Origin of the sequence: Microcoleus sp. POL10_C6 (assembly GCF_036701585.1) — a bacterium.
Classification (GTDB): domain Bacteria; phylum Cyanobacteriota; class Cyanobacteriia; order Cyanobacteriales; family Microcoleaceae; genus Microcoleus.
Genome location: NZ_JAUBRB010000047.1, coordinates 6844 through 28126, shown reverse-complemented (window position 1 = coordinate 28126; position 21283 = coordinate 6844). Strand labels below are relative to the sequence as shown.

19 protein-coding genes and 1 pseudogene are annotated in these 21283 nt (G+C 44.4%); 14 read left to right on the top strand and 6 right to left on the bottom strand.

What is annotated here, in order from left to right; translation table 11 throughout:
• The first annotated feature begins 52 nt into the window (after window positions 1-52).
• Together QUA34_RS22385 and QUA34_RS22380 are read left to right on the top strand one after the other, a co-directional pair.
• Complete coding sequence (locus QUA34_RS22385; RefSeq protein ID WP_333321580.1) at window positions 53-712, top strand: response regulator transcription factor; 660 nt, start codon at window positions 53-55, stop codon at window positions 710-712.
• A 379-nt stretch (window positions 713-1091) separates the two neighbouring features.
• Window positions 1092-1418 (top strand): Uma2 family endonuclease, encoded by a 327-nt coding sequence (locus QUA34_RS22380; RefSeq protein WP_333389282.1) that lies wholly within the window; start codon window positions 1092-1094, stop codon window positions 1416-1418.
• 155 nt (window positions 1419-1573) lie between these two features.
• Here the strand turns inward: QUA34_RS22380 and argF are convergent, their stop codons facing one another.
• Complete coding sequence (argF, locus tag QUA34_RS22375; protein WP_333389267.1) at window positions 1574-2494, bottom strand: ornithine carbamoyltransferase; 921 nt, start codon at window positions 2492-2494, stop codon at window positions 1574-1576.
• A 99-nt stretch (window positions 2495-2593) separates the two neighbouring features.
• Window positions 2594-3604, bottom strand: a complete 1011-nt coding sequence (gene dusB / locus QUA34_RS22370; RefSeq protein WP_242724764.1) for a tRNA dihydrouridine synthase DusB — start codon at window positions 3602-3604, stop codon at window positions 2594-2596.
• A gap of 463 nt (window positions 3605-4067) precedes the next feature.
• Here dusB and QUA34_RS22365 point away from each other — a divergent pair, with 463 nt between their 5' ends.
• The 3 genes from QUA34_RS22365 to QUA34_RS22355 all read left to right on the top strand — a co-directional run bounded on the left by QUA34_RS22365 (window position 4068) and on the right by QUA34_RS22355 (window position 7909).
• Window positions 4068-5660 (top strand): glucose-6-phosphate isomerase, encoded by a 1593-nt coding sequence (locus QUA34_RS22365; protein WP_333389266.1) that lies wholly within the window; start codon window positions 4068-4070, stop codon window positions 5658-5660.
• A gap of 63 nt (window positions 5661-5723) precedes the next feature.
• Window positions 5724-6458, top strand: coding sequence for a response regulator transcription factor (locus tag QUA34_RS22360; protein WP_333321574.1), 735 nt, complete (start codon window positions 5724-5726; stop codon window positions 6456-6458).
• Between the two features lie 50 nt (window positions 6459-6508).
• Window positions 6509-7909 (top strand): hypothetical protein, encoded by a 1401-nt coding sequence (locus QUA34_RS22355; RefSeq protein ID WP_333389265.1) that lies wholly within the window; start codon window positions 6509-6511, stop codon window positions 7907-7909.
• A gap of 1 nt (window position 7910) precedes the next feature.
• Here QUA34_RS22355 and QUA34_RS22350 read toward each other — a convergent pair whose 3' ends face one another.
• The 4 genes from QUA34_RS22350 to murC form a co-directional block, all read right to left on the bottom strand.
• Window positions 7911-8411, bottom strand: coding sequence for a low molecular weight protein-tyrosine-phosphatase (locus tag QUA34_RS22350; protein ID WP_333389264.1), 501 nt, complete (start codon window positions 8409-8411; stop codon window positions 7911-7913).
• A gap of 235 nt (window positions 8412-8646) precedes the next feature.
• Entirely contained in the window at window positions 8647-8997 is a 351-nt protein-coding gene (locus QUA34_RS22345) for a YbaB/EbfC family nucleoid-associated protein (protein WP_006634273.1), read from the bottom strand.
• Between the two features lie 62 nt (window positions 8998-9059).
• Window positions 9060-10016, bottom strand: a complete 957-nt coding sequence (gene murB, locus QUA34_RS22340; RefSeq protein ID WP_333057143.1) for a UDP-N-acetylmuramate dehydrogenase — start codon at window positions 10014-10016, stop codon at window positions 9060-9062.
• Between the two features lie 150 nt (window positions 10017-10166).
• Window positions 10167-11723 (bottom strand): UDP-N-acetylmuramate--L-alanine ligase, encoded by a 1557-nt coding sequence (gene murC, locus QUA34_RS22335; RefSeq protein WP_333389263.1) that lies wholly within the window; start codon window positions 11721-11723, stop codon window positions 10167-10169.
• A 620-nt stretch (window positions 11724-12343) separates the two neighbouring features.
• Here murC and nadD point away from each other — a divergent pair.
• The 9 genes and pseudogenes from nadD to QUA34_RS22295 all read left to right on the top strand — a co-directional run.
• Complete coding sequence (nadD, locus tag QUA34_RS22330) at window positions 12344-13060, top strand: nicotinate (nicotinamide) nucleotide adenylyltransferase (RefSeq protein WP_333389262.1); 717 nt, start codon at window positions 12344-12346, stop codon at window positions 13058-13060.
• Between the two features lie 190 nt (window positions 13061-13250).
• On the top strand, window positions 13251-14270 hold the full coding sequence (locus tag QUA34_RS22325; protein ID WP_333212976.1) for a type I glyceraldehyde-3-phosphate dehydrogenase: 1020 nt from the start codon (window positions 13251-13253) through the stop codon (window positions 14268-14270).
• Window positions 14271-14692: 422 nt separating this feature from the next.
• Window positions 14693-15664, top strand: coding sequence for a GDP-mannose 4,6-dehydratase (locus tag QUA34_RS22320; protein WP_333389261.1), 972 nt, complete (start codon window positions 14693-14695; stop codon window positions 15662-15664).
• A gap of 4 nt (window positions 15665-15668) precedes the next feature.
• The gene (locus QUA34_RS30255) at window positions 15669-15827 is read left to right on the top strand and encodes a DUF5678 domain-containing protein (RefSeq protein ID WP_445242837.1); all 159 of its coding nucleotides are present in this window, start codon (window positions 15669-15671) and stop codon (window positions 15825-15827) included.
• Between the two features lie 150 nt (window positions 15828-15977).
• A pseudogene (locus tag QUA34_RS22315) lies at window positions 15978-16286 on the top strand (retropepsin-like aspartic protease); the annotation flags it as partial.
• A gap of 211 nt (window positions 16287-16497) precedes the next feature.
• Window positions 16498-18012, top strand: a complete 1515-nt coding sequence (locus QUA34_RS22310; protein WP_333389260.1) for a methyltransferase domain-containing protein — start codon at window positions 16498-16500, stop codon at window positions 18010-18012.
• A 9-nt stretch (window positions 18013-18021) separates the two neighbouring features.
• Window positions 18022-18612, top strand: coding sequence for an acyltransferase (locus tag QUA34_RS22305; RefSeq protein WP_333389259.1), 591 nt, complete (start codon window positions 18022-18024; stop codon window positions 18610-18612).
• A 39-nt stretch (window positions 18613-18651) separates the two neighbouring features.
• Window positions 18652-19848 carry a DegT/DnrJ/EryC1/StrS family aminotransferase gene (locus tag QUA34_RS22300; RefSeq protein WP_333389258.1) on the top strand — a complete coding sequence of 399 codons (1197 nt, stop codon included), beginning with the start codon at window positions 18652-18654 and terminating at the stop codon, window positions 19846-19848.
• A 165-nt stretch (window positions 19849-20013) separates the two neighbouring features.
• A partial coding sequence (locus tag QUA34_RS22295) for a glycosyltransferase (RefSeq protein WP_333389257.1) occupies window positions 20014-21283 on the top strand: 1270 nt, incomplete at its 3' end.

Below are 21283 nucleotides of genomic sequence, written 5' to 3'. Positions count from 1 at the left end.
TTGTCTGTGTAATTAAGAACTATCATGGGATAATACATTTTAGGAATATCCCATGATTCGTCTGTTGTTAGTTGACGATCAGCAGCTTATCTGCCAAGGACTCAAGGCTATGTTAAGCCTAGAATCAGATTTAGAAGTGATTGGAATTGCCCACAACGGTAAAGCTGCCATAGAGCAAGTCGAAGCTCTCCAACCCGATGTTGTATTAATGGATTTAAAAATGCCCGTGATGGATGGTAGAGAAGCAACTCGCCTGATCTGTCAGTCATTTCCCAACACGAGTGTCTTGGTTTTAACTACTTTTGATGACGATGGATATATTGTTGATGCGATGCGAGCCGGAGCCAAGGGCTATTTGTTGAAAGATATGCCATCGGAAGAGTTAGCACAAGCAATTCGTTTGGTGCAATCGGGTTATACTCAACTGGCTCCTGGTTTAATGGATAAGCTAATAACAGGATTTTGTGCAGCACCTACGACTCCAACACCTACTACTCAACTCTCACAACTCCCTGCAGTGGCACAATTAACCCCGCGCGAACAAGAGGTATTGCGGTTGATTGGTAAAGGTTTAGCCAACCGAGATATTGCCCAGCAGTTGTTTATTTCTGAGGGAACAGTGAAGACTCATGTCACTCATTTACTGAATCGGTTAAACTTGCGAAATCGATCGCAGTTGGCAATTTATGCCCATTCTGCGATCGAAACCTGAATCACTTTATTGTTTTTTTATTAACCGCAGAGGGCGCAGAGATCGCAGAGAGAGGCTGCACAATCCTGATCTGATTACCGCTGCATACTTTACCTCAGCTACAATCAAATTATCCTGGATGGAATTGCGATATTTTTGGTGAAACTAGGCTGATAACAGAAGCCCCTTTTACGATCCACAAATGGACAGTTAAAAAATATCAGATGCTGGGAGAGATGGGATTTTTTCACCCAGAGGAGCGAGGTGAATTAATTTTAGGAAATATTATCAAAATGAGTGCGAAAGGAACTGCTCATACTTGTGCTACTAGACGCACGGCGACACTGTTGCGCTAAATTCTCGAAAACCAGACCAGGCTGCTGTCTGTACTCAATATCCGATCGCCCTCGATGACAATTCCGAACCAGAACCGGATATCGCTGTAGTTATTATCGATCCGTTTGACTGCGCCACTCACCATCCGACTCCATCAGAAGTATATTTAATTATTGATGTAGCAGACAGCAGCTTAGCTTACGATCGCGAAATTAAGGACAACATCTACGCGCGATCGGGAATTGCCGATTATTGGGTATTAAATGTGGGCGATCGACAATTGCACGTTTTTCGAGAACCCGCAGTTGAGGGGTATCAAAGCGAAGTAATTCTTGGGGAAACTGCGAGCATTTCACCGATCGAATTTCCCGCTTTCAATATCGAAACTTAGGCAATGTTGCCACCTATTCTATCGAATTGAAAACCCATTAAGAACGGGCAAGATGCCCGTTCCACAAAAATTAAACTTTCTTGTGGGCCGTTGCTCCTAGCCCACCCTAAAGGGACTATTAAAAACCGCTTGAAAGACTAATTTTTAGCTAATTCCTAATCGCTTTCCAGAATACTAGCCAGCAAAGCTTGCTGAGCGTGCATCCGATTTTCTGCTTGATCCCAAACGCGCGATTGACTGCCCTCAATCACGTCATCCGTAATCTCTTCATCTCGGTGTGCGGGCAAACAGTGCAATACAATTGCATTCTTATCTGCTAACTTCAGCAATTGTTCATTTACCTGATATGGCTTAAACAAAGGAATCCTGATTTTTGCTTCCTCTTCCTGTCCCATACTCGCCCAAACATCAGTATAAATGACTTGAGCATTCTTCACAGCAGCTTCTGCGTCCGTCGTCACAGTAACTTCTGTTTTTCCATTAGCAATATTCTTAGCTTTTTCGACTATCTCAGCATTCGGCTGGAAATCTTGAGGGCAAGCAATTCTGACATTCATTCCCGTCATTGCACAGCCCAACATCAGCGAATTTGCCATATTATTGCCATCGCCCAAATAAGTCATGGTCAATCCTTCTAGCTTGCCAAAACACTCTTTTACTGTCATTAAATCCGCCAGCACTTGACATGGGTGTTCGTCATCTGTCAGCGCATTAATCACAGGGATTTTGGCATAATTGGCAAAAGTTGCTAAGTCCTTTTGCTCGAAAGTCCGAATCGCCAAAATGTCTAAATATCTGTCTAAAACCCTGGCTGTATCTACCAAAGGTTCACCGCGGCTGACTTGTGTAACGTTGGGATTAAGGTCAATCACTTGCCCTCCCAATTTATACATTGCCACCGTAAAACTTACCCGCGTTCGCGTTGAAGCTTTAGAAAATAACAAGCCGAGAACTTTATTGCGTTTCAGCTTGACCATTCCCGATTTTAAACTGGCTGCTAGATCCAGCAAATAATTTAATTCATCTATGCTTAAATCTGCCAGACTTAATAAATCTCGCCCTTTTAACGAATCCATGCTTTCCCCCACACACAAATTTTTAACTGTGTCTTAAATCTTAGCCCGCAGAGGTGAATTTTGTTTCTGTAATCCCTAATTGACATCTGCGGGTAAGGTTTATGCGGGCAATTGCTCGATCGCGCGATCGATCGAATCGCAACCTTGTTCAACCGTTTCTACCACAGCCAACACGCCCCGCAATTCCCCAGCGCCGGGGAAACCCTTAGCATACCAGGTTAAGTGCTTGCGCGCTTGGCAGACACCGCTTTCACCTTTATATTCCCACAAAGCCCGCAAATGTTCCTTAGCACATTCGAGCCGTTCAATTGGTGTCGGAGCTATCTTTTCCACACCAGTTTTCAAGAAATAATCAACTTCTCCCACCAAAAAAGGATAGCCCAAAGTTCCCCGCGAACACATCACTCCATCGGCGCCGGTTTCTTCCAGACATCGCATCGCTGCTTCCACTGAAAAAATATCCCCGTTAGCAATAACAGGAATCGATAAAACTTCTTTAACTCGGCGAATCCACTCCCATTTTGCCGGGCCGGTGTAACCTTGCGATCGAGTGCGGCCGTGCACGGTAATCATTTTTGCTCCCGCATCTTCCATCCGCTTCGCAAATTCCAAAATATTAATTTCTTTGTCAGTCCAACCAATCCTAGTTTTCACCGTGACAGGAACATCAACCGCTTCCACAACAGCCCGCACAATTGCCTCGGCTGTTTCCGGATCTCGCAGCAGAGAAGAACCGCCGCCGTTTTTAGTAATTTTGTTAACCGGACAGCCCATATTAATATCAACAGTATCCGCTCCTTCTGCCACTGCTTTCTGGGCCGCTTCTGCCAAGAAATCCGGCCGGCAGTCAAACAATTGAATGCTAATCGGACGCTCGTTTGGGTCAACTTCCATAATTCTCGGCAGTTGCTTCACGTAGTGCAAACCCGTAGCGTTCACCATTTCCGTGTACATCATCGAATCCGGCGCGTAGCGGCGCACCAGGCGACGAAATACCAAATCGGTAACGCCGGATAATGGCGATTGCAGGACGCGACTTTTAACTTCAAAATCGCCAATTTTGAGCGGAGTTGCTAACCTTTCTTTTAATTCGGGAGATAGAGCAAGCATAGTGGATCGCACTTTAATTCTAATATCTGTATATTATACTACACTTCCGATAGTTGACAGTTGTTAACTATATTTTTAGCCGATTATTGAGTGGCAGCTAAAAGTATATTTAACCTCACGGCAATGCCTATTTTACACATCCCGATCGCCGGAATTGGAATATTGTGAAACCAGAACTCAAACGCCAACGCCGACCACAGTTAAATCTCTGTGGCGCTTCAATCTATCTATGGGGTGTGACCATTAATGAGGGATCTACCTACTAAGAGTGTTGCCCGAGTCATATTTTTATTGTTTAATTCTGCCAAAAGCTCTGCCTGCCTTCGGCTCCGGCTGCCTTCAGACGACTAATGATTAAATTTATTGGGATTGTGCAAAAGCCGTACATCAGATCGTTTTAAACTACAATTGGTGGATTCCTGACGACGCCGATCGAACATTAAAAAAATTGTAGAGAATTCCTATGGACGCCGCAGCACTCTGGCAACGCTATCAAGACTGGCTTTACTATCACGAGGGATTGGGACTTTACCTCGATATCAGCCGCATGGGATTCGATGACGCTTTCGCAGCAGCACTGAAGCCCAAATTTGACAAAGCTTTCAAAGACATGGCAGCTTTAGAAGCAGGTGCGATCGCCAATCCCGACGAAAAGCGCATGGTGGGCCACTACTGGCTGCGAAACCCCGATTTAGCTCCCACTCCAGAATTAAAACAAGAAATAGTCGAAGGCATATCACAAGTCGAAGCATTTGTCAAGAAGGTTCAAAACCGCGATATTAAACCGCCCTTTGCTCCGCAATTTACCGACATAATTTCGATCGGCATCGGCGGTTCCGCCCTCGGCCCCCAATTTGTCTCCGAAGCTTTATCCCCAGACATTCCGCCCCTAGCAATACATTTTATCGACAACACAGATCCGGCTGGGATCGATCGCATCCTTAACAAAATCAAAGACAAACTCGCCAGCACCCTAGTAATTACTATCTCGAAATCCGGCGGCACTCCCGAACCCCGCAACGGTATGATCGAAGTTCAAAAAGCCTTCGCCGCCGAAAAACTGGATTTTGCCAAACAAGCAATTGCCATCACCGGAGTTGACAGCCAACTAGACAAATTAGCCAAATCCGAAGGTTGGATTACCACTTTTCCAATGGCAGATTGGGTGGGAGGACGCACTTCCGAATTGTCAGCAGTCGGACTTTTGCCAGCCGCTTTGCAAGGCATCGACATTCGGGCGATGCTAGACGGCGCTAAAGTCATGGACGAAGCTACCAGAACCACCGAAATTAAAAACAATCCCGCCGCCTTGTTAGCAATGTCCTGGTATTTTGCTGGCAACGGACGTGGCGAAAAAGATATGGTAGTTTTGCCTTACAAAGATTCACTGCTATTGTTCAGCCGCTACTTGCAGCAATTAGTCATGGAATCGATCGGCAAACAGGAAGATTTAGACGGCAACACAGTTCATCAAGGTATCGCAGTTTACGGCAACAAAGGCACCACCGATCAACACGCCTACGTCCAGCAACTGCGAGACGGCGTGCCGAATTTCTTCCTAACATTTATCGAAGTTTTGCAAGACAGACAAGGCATTTCCCCAGAAGTAGAAACCGGCGTCACTTCCGGAGATTATTTGTCGGGTTTATTGCAGGGAACTCGACAAGCTTTGTACGAAAATCACCGAGATTCCATTACTGTCACAATTCCCCAAGTCAACCCTCGGACAGTAGGAGCATTAATCGCCCTCTACGAAAGAGCCGTAGGTTTTTACGGTTCCTTGGTGAATGTCAATGCCTATCACCAGCCAGGGGTTGAAGCAGGCAAAAAAGCAGCCGCTGCTGTATTGGACTTGCAGCAACGGGTACTACAAGTGCTCAAAGACACCCAAAAACCTCTGTCTGTAGCAGAAATAGCAAAAAAAGCAGGAAGACCAGAGCAAATCGAGACAATTTACAAAACTCTGCGGCATTTGGCAGCCAACGGGCGCGGCGTAGCTTTGGAGGGCAAATTAGGACAACCGGCTACTTTAACTGCAAGTTATCAAGAGAATTAAACAGTAGAATTAAACATTAAAAGTGATTAATTTCACTTTTAATGTTTAATTTTTAATTCCCCCATGCCATTAACGATTCTGGTTGCTGACGACGATTTCGCGACTCGCTTGTCAATTACCGATTATCTAGAATTTACCGGATACTCTGTAATCGCTGCTGAGAACGGCAAAGAAGCTTTAGGCTTGGTAGATGAATTTCAGCCCCACTTGATTGTTACCGACATTACAATGCCCGAGATGGATGGCTACGAATTCGTGCGACGAGTTCGGACTCGTCCCGCTTTCCGCTTGCTGCCGGTGATTTTTTTGACGGAACGCACGAGCACGCAGGAACGGATTCGTGGCTATCAGATGGGGTGCGACAATTATCTGGCTAAGCCTTTTGAACTCCAGGAGTTGGGGGCGGTTATTCGCTCTTTGCTCGATCGCTACGCTCTAATCGCTCAGGCACCCTCTCGTTCCCCGGAACCAGAACCGACGCCAACAGAGGCACGCAGCAGAGCCAATGACAAGCCAGAAGAAGATTTTTTAACTCAAAAGTCAAACACAGGCGATTCCCTACGGGATGGCTCCGCTTCACGGGCATCTCCAAGCGAAAACGCCCCGACTTTGACCCAGCGAGAACGAGAAGTGCTAGATTTGCTGACAGAAGGTCTTTCTAATATTCAAATAGGCTCCCGACTTCACCTCAGCCCTCGAACTATCGAAAAGCACGTCAGCAGCTTATTCAGAAAAACTGACAGTAACAACCGAGCAGAACTCGTTCGCTTTGCGATGGAACATCATTTAGTCAGATAACTGCCAACGAAGAAAGTTACCTGCACTTACCACACTAAATAAATAACATCATGGTCAACAATTACTTAAAAAATCAGAAAATTCTATATGCTGCAGCATTAGCATCTTCCATAATTTTCTGTATGGCCATGACCTCTATGGGAATCACCAAGTATTACAGCGTTTTACAGGGTGGAGACAACTATAACGATTTCCCTACCAGCGGTTTCAGCCCCATCCGACTTATAATTAACGGTTCCTACTTGATAGCAACGGTTACATATATTATTTGGTTAATTAAAAAAAAACAGACAAGTTCCAGCTTTCTAGATATTTGCAAGTATGCAATCCCCTTTCTGGCACTGGCCCTCATAACTTATCCCCAAAGCAGTGACATTTATATGTACTTGCATTACGGAGCGATGAGCTTACATAAAATTAATCCTTACCTGAATAATTCCGATACCTTAATTTCTAACGTATCTCCCTTCCTCCACTGGGGGCAAACTTCTACCTACGGCCCCGTTTCTTTATTCTTTTTTGCCCTATCAGCACTTGCTATACCAATTAGCCCTTTACTAGCCGTTTATATTTTTAAAATAATCTGCGTGTTGGTACACACGCTCAATGGCTACTTAATTTGGCGGTTGCTAATAAATTCTGAAAACCGTAACCTCATAACACTGGCATATTTAGTCAATCCCATGCTATTGAACGAGCAAATAGCTAATGCTCACCTTGACGTTCTTCTTGCCAATACATTGATCGTTTTAATAGGATGTATTTATTACCAACGTTATGTTTTGGCAATTTTGGCAATTTGGGTAGGTTTTTTAGTAAAAACCTTACCTATAATTTGGCTACCCTTAGTTTTTGCTTTCCTATGCAAGCAGCGTCGGTGGAAAGATTTAGCAGCATCAGTCTTGCTTTCTTTATTAATTATCACGGTGATAACTTATACATTTCTGCCAACAGTTTCAGCTTGGAGAAGTCTTTTAAATCCGGGAACCGCCGGGGCAACCGCTCGATCGTTTCACCATGGCATCAATCTATTTCTGAATTTTTTGCCCAATGTAAGTGTTGAAACTAGGAAAAGTATTCTATTATTAGTCAAATATTTTGCGTATTTAAGCTGGATTGTTTACTATACAGGGACGTTAATTAAATCATTATTCCGCAAAAAATATTCGGAAATTAATTTGGTATCAGATATTGGATGGACGACTCTCACTTTGTTTTTGTTTGCTACACCTTGGCTAATGCCTTGGTATCCATCTATTTTGCTGCCAATTGCGGCTTTGAGTATCAATTCTCCCCATTTTGTATTGACAAGTTTAACTTTTTCTTTGTCACCCAGTATCATCTTGGGAGGAGGAGCGGGAACAACTTTGATCTCCCTAGTTACGAGTTTTGTTAGCGTTGTCCCCCCTACAGCATGGCTAATATTCGGGCGGAAAAAGGCACTTTTTTAATTTAAATTGATTGCTGACCGCCAACTGTTAATTTTTCTTGACTGACAACGTACTCCAACAAACCCTCGCAAGCATCGTGCAGCAAATCAATTACTCGATCGAATCCCTCCGGGCCACCGTAGTAAGGATCTGGCACTTCTTTAAGGTCGTATTTCTGGCAAAAATCGCACATCAGCCGCACTTTATCTTTATACTTTCCAGCCGCATCCAGGGCAAGAATATTGCGATAATTATCCCGATCCATCGCCAGAATCAAATCAAAATTTTCAAAATCTTTCCTGATAAATTGGCGGGCTTCGCCTAACAATTCAATGTCTCGCTTCCTGGCCGCCAATGCCATCCGCCTGTCAGGGGGGCTGCCAATGTGATAGCTAGCAGTTCCGGCAGAATCGCAGGTGATACGATCGCTCAAACCAGCTTGTTCAATTAAGTGATTCATTATATTTTCTGCTGAGGGCGATCGGCAGATATTTCCGAGGCAGACAAATAATAATTTAGTCATTAGTTATTAGTTATTAGTTATTAGTTATTAGTTATTAGTTATTAGTCAGTCAACACTGCTAATTTGTAGGGTGCGTCGCTTTCAGAGTCAATCTGCAAGTTCTATCGAACATGGAGCAGCGACGCACCTTAGTATAGGGGTTTTCCAGAAAGTTTAATCAGTCAACAGTCAACAGTCAACAGTCAACAGTTAACAGTCAACAGTCAACAGTCAACAATTGACTGATGACTAATGACTAACCGAAACCGGGGAGATTTAGTCCACCGGTGAGTTCTTCCATTTTCTCCCGCATCGTCATCGTAGACTTAGCGTAAGCATCCTGCATCGCCACCGTGACGAGTTCAGAAACCACATCAGCACCTTCACCGAGGGCATCCGGTGAGATTTCCACGCGGCGGGGTTCTTGGTTGCCACTGAGAAAAACCTTGACCAAGCCGCCGCCGGCTGTTCCCTCAATTTCCATTACATCCAACTCTTCTTGGAGCTTTTTAGCTCCTTCTTGAACCTGCTGAGCTTTTTTGAAAGCTTCAGTCAGTTCTTTCATTTTTCCCAGGCCGAAGCCAAATCCTTGTCCTGATTTTGTCATAACTACTTTTTGATGGTGTGTGGGTTGGCAGTCTGCCGTTTCCGTATTACTTCAATGATGCCTTAGAAGGGAAACTCTCCCAGTATTCTAACTTCTGGCTCCAACAACAGCGACCACCGCTGCTCGACTTGCTGTTGAACGTGGCGGATCACTTGAAAAATATCATTGGCCGTTGCCGACCCGCAGTTAAGAATAAAATTAGCATGGCGCTGAGCCACTTGTGCGCCGCCGATCTGATATCCCTTCAGTCCCGCTTGTTCGATGAACCAACCTGCCGTCTTGGGGCCAGGGTTACGGAAGACTGAGCCACAGCTCGGTAAGTGGTAAGGTTGAGTTGTCCGCCGCTGGCTGAAATGGTCATTAGTTTCTGCCATTACTTGCGATCGATCGAATCCTGGCTGTAACTGGAAAGTCGCTTCTGTTACTAGCCGATCGCCCCCTTGCAGCACCGAAGTCCGGTAGCGGTACTCCAACTCTTGGGGAGTCAGAATTTCCACCTTACCGCCAGGGGATAGGACGCGGGCATTGACTAGAATATCAGCAGTACACCCTCTGTGAGCGCCTGCATTCATGACCACAGCCCCTCCCACCGTACCCGGTATGCCGACTGCCCATTCTAGACCTTTCCAGCCCCGTTTAGCCGCCAACCAAGCGAGGCGGGGAATTGACTCTCCCGCCCCCGCTGTAACTTGACCTGTTTCTGGATTAAAATTCACCTGTTTCAGGTAGCGAGTGCCGACGACCAAACCGGACAAACCCCGATCGCTCACCAACAAATTAGAACCTGCACCCAGCAGAGTCACCGGCACCCCCTCATCGTGTGCCCAGGCAAAACTCGCTTGCAAAGCCTCCATACTGCGGGGAGCAACGTACCACTCGGCCGGGCCACCGACTCGGAAGGAAGTCAGGCCCGCCAGCGAAACTTGGGAATTAATCTTGCAATCAGTTCCCCGCAAAGAAATAGGAGAATACACTCGCCGATTGTCCTTAACAGAGGAGTCATTCGAGATAGTCACCATCTTGAAAATCCTTAAAAATACCTTCGCTCGAAGACGTGGTTGAAAATTCGTTTAGCTAACTTATGTGGCCGCTTTGAGCGAGCCGTCCGACAGAAGTTTCGGCACAACGTGCCACGCCATAATGTCGATCAACTCTACTCAGTTCGCGAGCTAATCGGGGCGATCGGCTTGTTGATAAAAAGCCATAACCTCTGGAATAATCTGATTCAGATTACCAGCGCCCAAAAACAGAGCCAAATCCCCCGGTTGCAGATTTTTGGTTAAAAACTTAGTGACTGACTCTAGGGAAGGCGCAAACTCAACATCTCGGCCTTCTTTAGCAATCAAATCAGCAACTTGCTGCCCGCTAATTTCTCCTAAATTTGGTTCCCCAGCACTATAAATATCGCAAGCCACAACCAAATCAGCATCCCCAAAAGATTGAGCAAATTCTGGCAAAAATGTAAGAGTCCGGCTGTAACGGTGGGGTTGAAAAATTGCAACCACTCTTCGGGATTTGGGATTTTTTTCGCTACCTTCGATCCGCAAGCGAGCCGCCGCCAAGGTGACACGAATTTCGCTAGGATGGTGGGCGTAGTCGTCCACAAACAGGATCTCATTGTGAAAGCCCCGCACCTCAAAACGGCGGCGAGCTCCTTCAAAGCCAGCAATCGCTTTGGCAATGGCCGAAAACTCTAACCCCAACAATCGGCCCACTGCTACCGCAGCTAGTGCATTGCTGAGATTGTGTGTGCCCAGCAACTTCAACTCCATTTCCCCTAGGAAAGTTCCTCGCTCCCAAATCCGGGCCTTGGTGCTTTCTGCTCCGTACTCCACGCCCGAAGCCGTGTAGTCAGCACCGCTGTCTGGCTGCAAGCTATAACTGACATGAGGCTGAAGGCAGTCTTTGACGATTTGGTCGTCAATGCAGCCCACCAAGGTTTGACAGTTTTGGGCAAACACCTTAAATGTGTCTATTACCTGGTCAAGGGTATCGTAATGGTCTGGATGATCCAGTTCCACATTCGTCACTATGCCAATTTTGGCTACCAGCTTAACGAGAGAACCGTCGGATTCATCAGCCTCGGCCACTAAGTAGGGCCCTTCCCCCAAACGGGCATTGCCTTCCCAAGCATTTACCTCGCCTCCTACTACGATCGTCGGGTCTAGACCCGCCGCCATCAGCATGAAGCCGATTAAGCTGCTAGTAGTAGTTTTGCCATGAGTCCCGGCTACGGCTATGCTTTGGTAATCTTGAATTAACGCTGCCAACACATCCGATCGATGAAAAATCGGACAGCCCAAATCTAAAGCAGCTCGATATTCGGCATTTGCTGGGTGAATAGCCGTCGAACATACTACTTGAGGCAATCCCGGAATTGCTTGGGCGCTTGAACCGTTGCCGTTCAATTGGAGAGCTTTGGCTGTCGCGACAGAAGTCCCTACCGTACCCGCGACTATCGAGGATACTGCCCTTTCCTGTTGCCCGCAGTCGGGACTGCTACCGTTGAGGGCCGTTTGAAATAATTCAAAATTGCTGGCGTCTTGACTCCAAAAAATATGAGCTCCCATTCCTTGCAAGCGCTCGGTTATGTGACTCGATTTAATGTCGGAGCCGTACACAGGCAACTTGCGTTTAGCTAGAATGTAGGCAAGGGCTGACATCCCAATCCCACCAATGCCGATGAAATGAAATGGTCTACCGCTAAAATCAACAGAACTCGGCATCTTTGCTCCTCACACACCACACCACGCCAATAACACGCGATATCATATCAAGAATTGTTTTTTCAGGATACAGTTCGCTAGAGATTTTGTACAAAATTCTCTGCGCGTCCCTAGATTTGCGGGACTTGTAGAGATGTTTGTCTTGTATCCTATATGACTTAGTACCGAGTAGTTTTCCGGAACAGTCACAGCTCGAAAATTGCAGGTAACAGAAAACGGGGTCTGGGGTCGGGGTCAATAGACTAATTTTGGGTGATTGCATACTCCTGCATTCTTTCTATTTCGATCCGCCTGCTGTGCTGGGATACGGCAGCAAAAGCCCCACAACCTTTCTACCAAGATTGAGGGTAAAACCCATAAGGATTTACAAACACTACCACGAACAACAAAATTTCGCTCATTTTGTAGTCATTTATCTAGTTGTACGGTCATTTTTTCTTGAAAGTCAGAGATTGACACGATCGCAACTCAACTATAGATAATATGTATTCTCACTTAATTGTATATATACCAAGTTATGCAGTTAGTCGAATCAGTCGAAAAGCGATAGAGCTTACGGTTAAAAGTGTATAAACATAAAAGTGGCGCGATGTCTGTATTAATCCTGATTTTGGGGAAATATGGGGAAAATAGCGATTTTGGGGGGGACTTTTGACCCGGTTCACTGGGGTCACGTGTTGGTAGCCGAGACGGCTGCGAGTCAATTTAATCTTGATCGAGTCATTTGGGTACCGGATCGCTCTCCTCCTCACAAAGAGCGCCCGGATTTGGCAAGTTTTGAGCAGCGGCGGGAAATGCTCGCTCTGGCGATCGGCGATCGCCCCGACTTCCTACTTTCGCCGCCGTCGGCCAATCCCAGAGGCAGTTGTTTTGCGATCGACACCCTGCTGTATTTGCAAAAATTGTATCCCGGCGATCATCGCTGGTACTGGATTATTGGTAGTGACGCACTCCTTACTCTCCCCAAATGGTACCGGTGCGGCGAAATTGCCGGGTTGTGCGACTGGTTGGTGGCCCCGCGTCCGACTCAGGGAGATCGAGAGACAGCAGAAAGCGGGGAGATTGGGGAACTGTCCGAGTGGGGAGATTGTCCGGGTGGAAAACCCATCGATTTCGGGGGAGACAGGATGCAGGTTCAGGCAAATGCTGTGGGCCGGCGAGTTGCCGAACAAATGGCTCTTTTGGACGTGGAAATTCGCTGGGAGGTGCTTTCGATGGCTGCGATAGAGATTTCGTCAAGCCACATCCGCCGCTGCTGCGCCGAAAGGATCAACCTCCGCTACTTAGTCCCGGAAGTTGTACAAACTTATATTGCTGCCCATCAGCTTTACCAGTAACCAGCGGCAGAAAGCCTAATGCCTTCTGCCTTGCAATTTCAGCCTTCTAGAAAAGTTCAAGCTTTTTTGATCGACACAAAAAGTTAGAAAGGATCGACCTTTGCGATATGATCTTGTCTCATAAGTCAATTCTTAAATTTTTCCAAAATTTAAGCCTGAGCTAAGGGCTGCCATCGTTAGGAGGTACAAGGTGATTAGAGTCGCGATCAATGGTTTTGGACGTATCGGGCGCAGTTTTGCGCGCTGCTGGCTGGGCAGAGAAAACAGCCAGCTAGAGTTGGTAGCTATTAATGACACTTCCGATCCCAGAAGTAATGCTCACTTGCTCAGATACGATTCCATGATGGGAACGTTGAAGAATGTGGACATCAGTGCGGATGAAAATTCCATTACCCTAAATGGGAAGACAGTTAAATGCGTGAGCGATCGCAACCCGCTAAACTTGCCTTGGAAAGATTGGGGTATTGATCTGATTATTGAATCGACCGGTGTCTTCGTTGACCAAGCTGGTGCATCGAAGCATATCACTGCCGGCGCTAAAAAAGTGCTAATTACCGCTCCCGGCAAGGGTTCTGAAGTTGGCACTTATGTGATGGGAGTCAACCACCACAACTACAAGCACAGTGACTACACAGTCATCAGCAATGCTAGCTGTACTACAAACTGTCTGGCTCCTGTACTGAAAGTGCTTCACGAAAATTTTGGCATCGTCAAAGGCATGATGACCACTACTCACAGCTATACTGGCGACCAGCGCTTGCTGGATGCCAGCCACCGCGACTTGCGACGGGCCCGGGCGGCAGCAATGAATATTGTGCCGACTTCTACCGGAGCAGCCCAAGCTGTGGCTTTGGTGATTCCGGAATTGAAGGGCAAGTTAAACGGTATCGCCATGCGCGTGCCGACTCCTAATGTGTCGGTAGTTGATTTTGTGGCTCAGGTAGAGAAAAAGACTTTTACCGAGCAGGTAAATCAAGTTTTCAAAGAAGCAGCCGAAGGCTCCATGAAAGGGATTTTGGAGTACAACGATTTGCCTTTAGTTTCATGCGACTATCGCGGAAGTGATGCTTCTTCGATTCTGGATTCCAGCTTAACGCTGGTGATGGATGGCGACATGGTGAAGGTTTTGGCTTGGTACGACAATGAGTGGGGCTACAGTCAGCGGGTGGTTGACTTGGCTGAATTGGTCGCCGAACGTTGGGAAGCTTAATCCGAAGTCAGAAGGCATTAGTCATTCGGCAGAAGGTAAAAAATGCTGACATTTTGTACTTTTGAGTCGATTTCTAGCTGACTGGTTATTTCTGTTTTCGAGCGGTAGAGACTTTTGGCAGTCGATAGTTGGCGAGTAGAAGATGAAATATCGTAGGGACACGGGACTGCCGTATCCCTAGGATATTGGTACGCTGCTACTCCCAGCTATTGAACTTTTTGGAAAAATACTTCAATACTTCGATCGGGCTTTCGGGCCTGGATGATAAATTTGTTGTGTGTTCGTAGTAAGCGCTTAAACTGGCTCGGGTAAGGTATCGGAAAATCCAAAATATTAAAAATAATAAAAATTCCGACTTCTAAAAGTTAAACAACTGGAAAAAGAGCCACAGCTACGGTGTAGTTTTTGAAGCAAAATGTGGTATGAGAAAAGCGCTAATTTGTGGTATATCAGGTCAAGACGGAACTTATTTAGCTAAACTTTTGCTCGATCAAGGTTATGAAGTTTGCGGCACCTCCAGGGACGCCCAAATATCTAGTTTCGGAAACCTGGCCCGTTTGGGCATTCGAGACAGAGTAAAACTAGAATCCATGTCTCTCAACGATTTTCGCAGCGTCTTGCAAGTGCTTGCCAAAATAGAGCCAGATGAGGTGTACAATCTAGCCGGCCAAAGTTCCGTCGGTCTGTCTTTTGAACAGCCCGTAGAAACCCTCGAAAGCATTGCCACAGGCACATTAAATCTGTTAGAAGCAATTCGGTTTACAGGCAGCAAAATTAAACTTTACAATGCCAGTTCCAGCGAATGTTTTGGGGATACCGGAGGCAGTCCAGCGGATGAAAATACGCCTTTTCGCCCCAGAAGTCCTTACGCGGTAGCGAAAGCAACGGCCTTTTGGGAAGTAGCGAATTATCGGGAAGCGTACAATTTGTTTGCGTGTTCTGGTATTCTGTTTAATCACGAGTCGCCGCTGCGACCGGAGAGGTTCGTCACCCAAAAAATTGTATCTGTTGTGTGCCGAATTGCTGCGGGCAGTTCCGAAAAACTGCATTTGGGAAATATTTCAGTGCAGCGGGACTGGGGTTGGGCGCCGGAATATGTGGAGGCGATGTATTTGATGTTGCAGCAGGAAGAACCGGATGATTATGTAATTGCCACGGGTGTAAGCTATCCTTTGGAGGAGTTTGTGCAGACAGCGTTTGTTTCTGCGGGTTTGGATTGGCGGGAACATTTGGTAACGGATGCGAGTCTTTACAGACCGACGGAGATTGCTGTAGGGAGGGGAAATCCGGCTAAGGCCAAAGAAAAATTGGCATGGGAGGCGAAGTATAAGATGCCTGATGTGGTGCGGATGATGGTGGAGGCGAGGCAGATTGGAGGGGAAATTATCAGGTGAAAATATGGAGGCAGAATATACGACAGCTAAGGAGTGGTATAAGGCTAATCGCCGTGAGTTGAAAAAATATCGGGGTCAGTGGATCGCTTATACTAACCAAGGTGTGATTAGTTGCGATCGGGATTATCGAAAGATGAAGGACGGGATACGGGATTCCTGCTGATACACCCAATTTAAGTTATGTCATCGGTCGTATATATGAAAGCGAGTTTGTTGAACCAGTCAGGTTTTATCCTGTCAGAATGAGGGCCTTAAAAGCTCACTATTGGTAGCCAAGATATGAACGGCATCTAAAGTTCAAAACTCTGCAAGAGTCGAAATGCTAGTGGATTCGGGAGCTGAACTCAGCTTGATAACTAAGCAGCTTGGTGAAGATTTGGGTTTAAGTAGAAGTGCTGGAGAGATTATCACTAAAGCTGAGGGAGTTGGTGGCAGCATCGAATATCTATTACGAGATATTGAAATGGAGTTGGATGGTCATACTTTTACGGCTCCTGTAGCTTGGACACAAAGTTATTTTTGTGAGGAAATACTTTTGGGGAGGGAGGTGGTGTTTGATTTGTTTGATATAGAATTTAAACAGGCTGAGGAAATGATTGTTTTTAAGTGGCGAGCGCAGTGAACTGCCTCGATCGAATTTAAGTTAATTTTTCTTCAGTTGGGTTAAAGCAAATATATCCAATTAAGGATAAAATATTAGTGATGCACTTTTAGTAATTAACACGACCTCAGAAGAATCTTCTGACCAACCTTGTAAATTTATTTGTGTTTTTCCAACTAGATAAAACTTTCCCCACATAAATAAAAGTCAATAATCAGGAGGTTTGGGTAAAATGTTTAAGGATAAGTTACAGCAGATTAGGGAAGATTTAGAGCGATCGCGGTCTTATTTACAAGAAGTAAGATCATTAGGCTCATTTAGTCATAAAACAAATAAATTTCTATGTGATTTGAAAAAACAATTAGGTCCAAAATTTAATAAAATTCCATGTGTTGTTTTGATATACTACAACACAGAGATCATTAAATTAACCATAGATTATCTTCTAAAATACACAGATTTTCTAGAGATTTATATAGTAGAGAATAGAAGCATTTACACTAATGACCAAATTAAACCCTACATTCTTAATCTAGTTAATGAGTCAAAAATCAAGAAATACTTTTTGTTTCAAACTAACATCAGCAGCAATGCTATAGAAGTAGCATTCAGCAGTAAGGAAATAGATTTAGGTAATTCTGAATATATTTTGCTTACGGATGGAGATTTATTACCGACGGACGATAACTGGTTATCTGAACAAATCCAAATTTTAGTTAACCATCCGGAGGTTTTTTGCTGTAATGTTGACTTAGAAATGAGTAATTTACCAGTTGAGAGTTTCCCTGAAGCAATTACTTGGATTCCCCAACCTTCAGCCATAACAGAATCGTACCTTGAATGTTTAACAGGATTACATTTCTCCTTAATGAGAGTTAGAGAATTTGTAGATTTTTTAAAATTTCACAATCAGAGTGGTCAAAAGTTTGTAGATGGTGTTATGCACAAGTATTGCTATTCAAATCTGCATAAAAAATGGGCGAAAACCAAACGGGCTAAAGCAAAGCACTTGACTTGGGATTTATATAATGATTTAGAACATCCTTACACCCGTCTCAAAATTTCCAAACCTTTTAAGGAAATCTGGCTCCACGAGTTTTACAGTTGCTATGAAGTTTATGGCAAATACTCTTATACTAAACATAGCTTATCAAATGATTCACAAATGGGCAAAGTTTTTGACTTAGATCCCGATGTAGGATTGATTGAGAATAAATTACATATAGGATGTGGTCAAGTTAAACTAGCAGGATGGGTAAATATAGATGAGAGCCTTCATCCTGGCATTACTGACGTACAATTAGATATTACAAAAGGGCTCCCTTATGATGACAATTCTTGTAGTTTAATTCACCACGAACACTTTTTAGAACATCTCTCAGCAGAAGCAGGTTTAAACTTTCTCAAAGAATGTTACCGAGTGCTGAAATTAGGAGGCGTAATGCGGATAGCTATGCCATCTTTGGATCTGATAATTGAAAAGTATTACTTAGGAAACTGGAAAGATCAAGATTGGTTAAAATGGCCTGAGTATCAATTTATTCAAACCCGCGCCGAGATGCTTAATATTTCTTTTCGGTGGTGGGGACATCAGTGGTTGTACGATCGAGAGGAATTACATCGCAGGTTGCAGGAAGCAGGCTTTACTATAATTAGAGATGTTGAGTGGGGAAATAGCGACATACCCGAATTGAGGAAGCTAGAAACTCGTAAAGACTCTTTACTCATCTGTGAGGCAGAAAAATAATTAACTTTTATGACAAATCAAGCCTACAAATTAGAATTAGCACAAGTCGGTCAAGATGTGACTATTTGGCCCCAAAGTAAAATTATCTCCCCTGAATTTATAGCTATAGGTGACTCGGTAATTATTGATGATTTTGTCTTTATCATGGGTGGCAAAAGTACCCAACTTGGTAGTTTTGTTCACATCGCTTCTTTCACCTCAATTACTGGTGGGGGTGAGTTAGTGATGGAAGATTTTACGGCGTTATCAAGTGGAGTTAGAGTTTTTACTGGTAATGAAGACTATTTGGGAGGGTGTTTAACTAATTCCTCTGTACCTTATCCCTATCGGCTACCTACACGCTCATTTGTTCATATTAGAAAACACGCAATTATCGGCGCGAATACGGTAATTTTACCAGGGGTGGTTATTGGTGAAGGTGCTGCCATTGGTGCTAATTGTTTAGTGACGAAAGATTGCGAACCTTGGAAAATCTATGCTGGCTCTCCAGCTAAGGCTATCAAAACTCGTCCTCCAGAAAAAATATTAGAATTAGAAGCTCTGTTGCGTCAAGAATTGTATGATGCTAGAGGCAATTACATCCCAAAAAATCAGCGTTAAAAGTTTAAATTTAGTGCTAGTGAAAAATTAGACACTCAAATGATGACAAAATCTAACTTAGAAGACTTAGCTATATTTGGCAATAGTCCAACATTTAACGAACCACTCCATGTCGGAAGGCCCAATATAGGCGATCGCGCCTCCCTCCTCAAACGCATCAATGATATGCTAGACAGGAGATGGCTAACCAACAACGGCCCTTATGTGCAAGAATTAGAAGAGCGAATCAGTAGCCTACTAGGAGTCAAGCACTGCATCGCCACCTGTAACGGGACAGTAGCGCTGGAACTTGCCATTAGAGCCACAGGGCTTTGTGGTGAGGTGATTGTACCTTCCTTCACATTCATCGCGACACCCCATGCTCTACAATGGCAAGAGATAACCCCCGTTTTTTGCGATGTAGACCCTCGCACCCACACCATTAACCCTTGGCGAGTCGAGGAAATGATTACGCCTCGCACCAGTGGTATTATTGGGGTTCATGTATGGGGGCAACCTTGTGATGTAGAAGCGTTAACCGAGATTGCTCGGAAACACAACCTCAAGTTGATGTTTGACGCTTCCCATGCCTTTGGTTGCTCCTACAAGGGACAAATGATTGGGAACTTTGGTGAGGCGGAAGTCTTCAGTTTCCATGCTACCAAATTTTTCAATACTTTCGAGGGCGGCGCGATCGTTACAAATAACGACGAACTAGCTGCTAAAATACGTTTGATGAAAAACTTTGGCTTTGCTGGTTATGATAATGTTGTTTACATTGGCACTAATGGTAAAATGAGCGAAGTCTCGGCTGCCATGGGATTAACCTCCCTGGAGAGCCTTGATGACTTTATCTCAGTCAACTATGGTAATTACAAGCAGTATCAGGATGAACTAGCGGGCATTCCTGGCATTTCCTTATTCACCTACGGAGCAGCAGAAAGATATAACTATCAGTACATTGTACTAGAAGTTAATGAGGCGGTGACTCAACTTACTCGCGACCAACTGATAGATATTATCTCTGCTGAGAATGTTCTCGCCCGTCGTTATTTCTATCCAGGCTGTCATCGGATGGAACCTTATCGATCCTATTTTCCTCATGCAGGATTATTACTGCCAGAAACAGAGAAACTGGTACAACGGGTGTTGCTGCTGCCTACAGGTACGGCAGTGGGGTTAGGCGAAATCAGAACAATCTGTGAGATAATCCGGTTAGTCGTTGCACGGGGTAAAGAAGTCAGAGGAAAATTATAAAATTTGCCTCTTTCTCTATTTAGTTAAATTAGGGGAGACAAATACCTGAACTTCTTTGTAATCAATGCTGTTCAATTGGGTTCATTTTAAGTTAGGATAAAAAAGCGATCTAATAGCTCTAAGATTAGTGGAATCTACTTTTGAATTTTAAAATGGAGAAAATTTATGCCAAGAGTATCAGTTATAATGGCTTCCTATAACCATGAAAAGTATGTAGCCGAAACAATTCAAAGTGTTTTAAGCCAGACTTATCAAGACTTTGAATTTATAATTACTGATGATGGTTCGCCCGATGGAACTGTAGAGGTTATCAAAAAGTTTGCCGATTCGCGAATTAAACTATTTTGTTTTTCAAAGAATCAAGGCGCTTGTGTGGCGATGAATAATTGTATAAAAGAGGCTAAAGGTGAGTACATAGCAGTTATCAATTCTGATGATGCGTGGATGCCTGATAAACTGGAAAAACAGGTTAAATTTTTAGATGAACACCCAGAAAACGGAGCTGTTTTTACTTATGCCCAATTTATCGATGATTATGGCAATGATTTGGGTTACGATCATCATTACAATCGGATATTTATACAACCTAATAGAACAAGGTTTGAGTGGCTAAGACTTTTCTTTGAGTTTGGCAACTGCTTATGCCACCCTAGTATCTTAATCCGTAAGCAGTGCTACAACGAGGTAGGCTTTTATGACGAGCGATTTGCACAGTTGCCTGACTTTGATTTCTGGATACGGCTTTGCATGAAGTATAATATTTTTATCATGCCTGAAAATTTGGTAAAATTTCGGCTTTGGCAAAGCCAAGGCAACGCCAGTGGCAATACATCAAAAAATAGCAGTAGACTAACACTGGAATGTTCGCAAGTATTAAAAAATTATATCAAACCTGAAATTTTTGACGATTTGGTAAATATATTTACTCTGACCGAAAATATAAATGAAATTGGATTATCTAGAAAGATAAAAGAAGTTGAGAGAGATATAGCACCGTTTTTTATTGCTATGCTTGCGAGTCGGGATAATCGCCATGCTCACAAATATTTTTGTTTTGATATTCTGTATCAGATGTATAGCAACAAAGAGATAGCTCAAAAGTTAAAAGAGCAATATTCCTTTGATTTTTCTAACTTGGTTAACTTGGCTTGGGAGCAGGATATTTTTGGTATAGTAGCCCTAGAGCAGGTGCGATCCCAGCTATGCCAAAATCAAGGGGAATTGGAACAATCTCAGGCGCAACTACACCAGATCCAGGCAGAATTAGCGGATGCCCAAGCTCAACAGCATCAGACAGGGGAAGTATTAGAACAGTTGAACTCTCAACTTCATCAAACTCAACAAGAGTTGGAGCAGTCGAACTCTCAACTTCATCAAACTCAACAAGAGTTGGAGCAGTCGAACTCTCAACTTCATCAAACTCAACAAGAGTTGG

What these genes read in the sequence shown, in the direction of transcription:
- QUA34_RS30255 (WP_445242837.1), top strand. Translation starts at nt 15,669, where the DNA reads ATGGAGGCAGAATATACGACAGCTAAGGAGTGGTATAAGGCTAATCGC.
- QUA34_RS22310 (WP_333389260.1), top strand. Translation starts at nt 16,498, where the DNA reads ATGTTTAAGGATAAGTTACAGCAGATTAGGGAAGATTTAGAGCGATCG.
- QUA34_RS22365 (WP_333389266.1), top strand. Translation starts at nt 4,068, where the DNA reads ATGGACGCCGCAGCACTCTGGCAACGCTATCAAGACTGGCTTTACTAT.
- dusB (WP_242724764.1), bottom strand. Translation starts at nt 3,604, where the DNA reads ATGCTTGCTCTATCTCCCGAATTAAAAGAAAGGTTAGCAACTCCGCTC.
- QUA34_RS22350 (WP_333389264.1), bottom strand. Translation starts at nt 8,411, where the DNA reads ATGACTAAATTATTATTTGTCTGCCTCGGAAATATCTGCCGATCGCCC.
- QUA34_RS22360 (WP_333321574.1), top strand. Translation starts at nt 5,724, where the DNA reads ATGCCATTAACGATTCTGGTTGCTGACGACGATTTCGCGACTCGCTTG.
- nadD (WP_333389262.1), top strand. Translation starts at nt 12,344, where the DNA reads ATGGGGAAAATAGCGATTTTGGGGGGGACTTTTGACCCGGTTCACTGG.
- QUA34_RS22345 (WP_006634273.1), bottom strand. Translation starts at nt 8,997, where the DNA reads ATGACAAAATCAGGACAAGGATTTGGCTTCGGCCTGGGAAAAATGAAA.
- murC (WP_333389263.1), bottom strand. Translation starts at nt 11,723, where the DNA reads ATGCCGAGTTCTGTTGATTTTAGCGGTAGACCATTTCATTTCATCGGC.
- murB (WP_333057143.1), bottom strand. Translation starts at nt 10,016, where the DNA reads ATGGTGACTATCTCGAATGACTCCTCTGTTAAGGACAATCGGCGAGTG.
- QUA34_RS22355 (WP_333389265.1), top strand. Translation starts at nt 6,509, where the DNA reads ATGGTCAACAATTACTTAAAAAATCAGAAAATTCTATATGCTGCAGCA.
- QUA34_RS22300 (WP_333389258.1), top strand. Translation starts at nt 18,652, where the DNA reads ATGATGACAAAATCTAACTTAGAAGACTTAGCTATATTTGGCAATAGT.
- QUA34_RS22305 (WP_333389259.1), top strand. Translation starts at nt 18,022, where the DNA reads ATGACAAATCAAGCCTACAAATTAGAATTAGCACAAGTCGGTCAAGAT.
- argF (WP_333389267.1), bottom strand. Translation starts at nt 2,494, where the DNA reads ATGGATTCGTTAAAAGGGCGAGATTTATTAAGTCTGGCAGATTTAAGC.
- QUA34_RS22385 (WP_333321580.1), top strand. Translation starts at nt 53, where the DNA reads ATGATTCGTCTGTTGTTAGTTGACGATCAGCAGCTTATCTGCCAAGGA.
- QUA34_RS22320 (WP_333389261.1), top strand. Translation starts at nt 14,693, where the DNA reads ATGAGAAAAGCGCTAATTTGTGGTATATCAGGTCAAGACGGAACTTAT.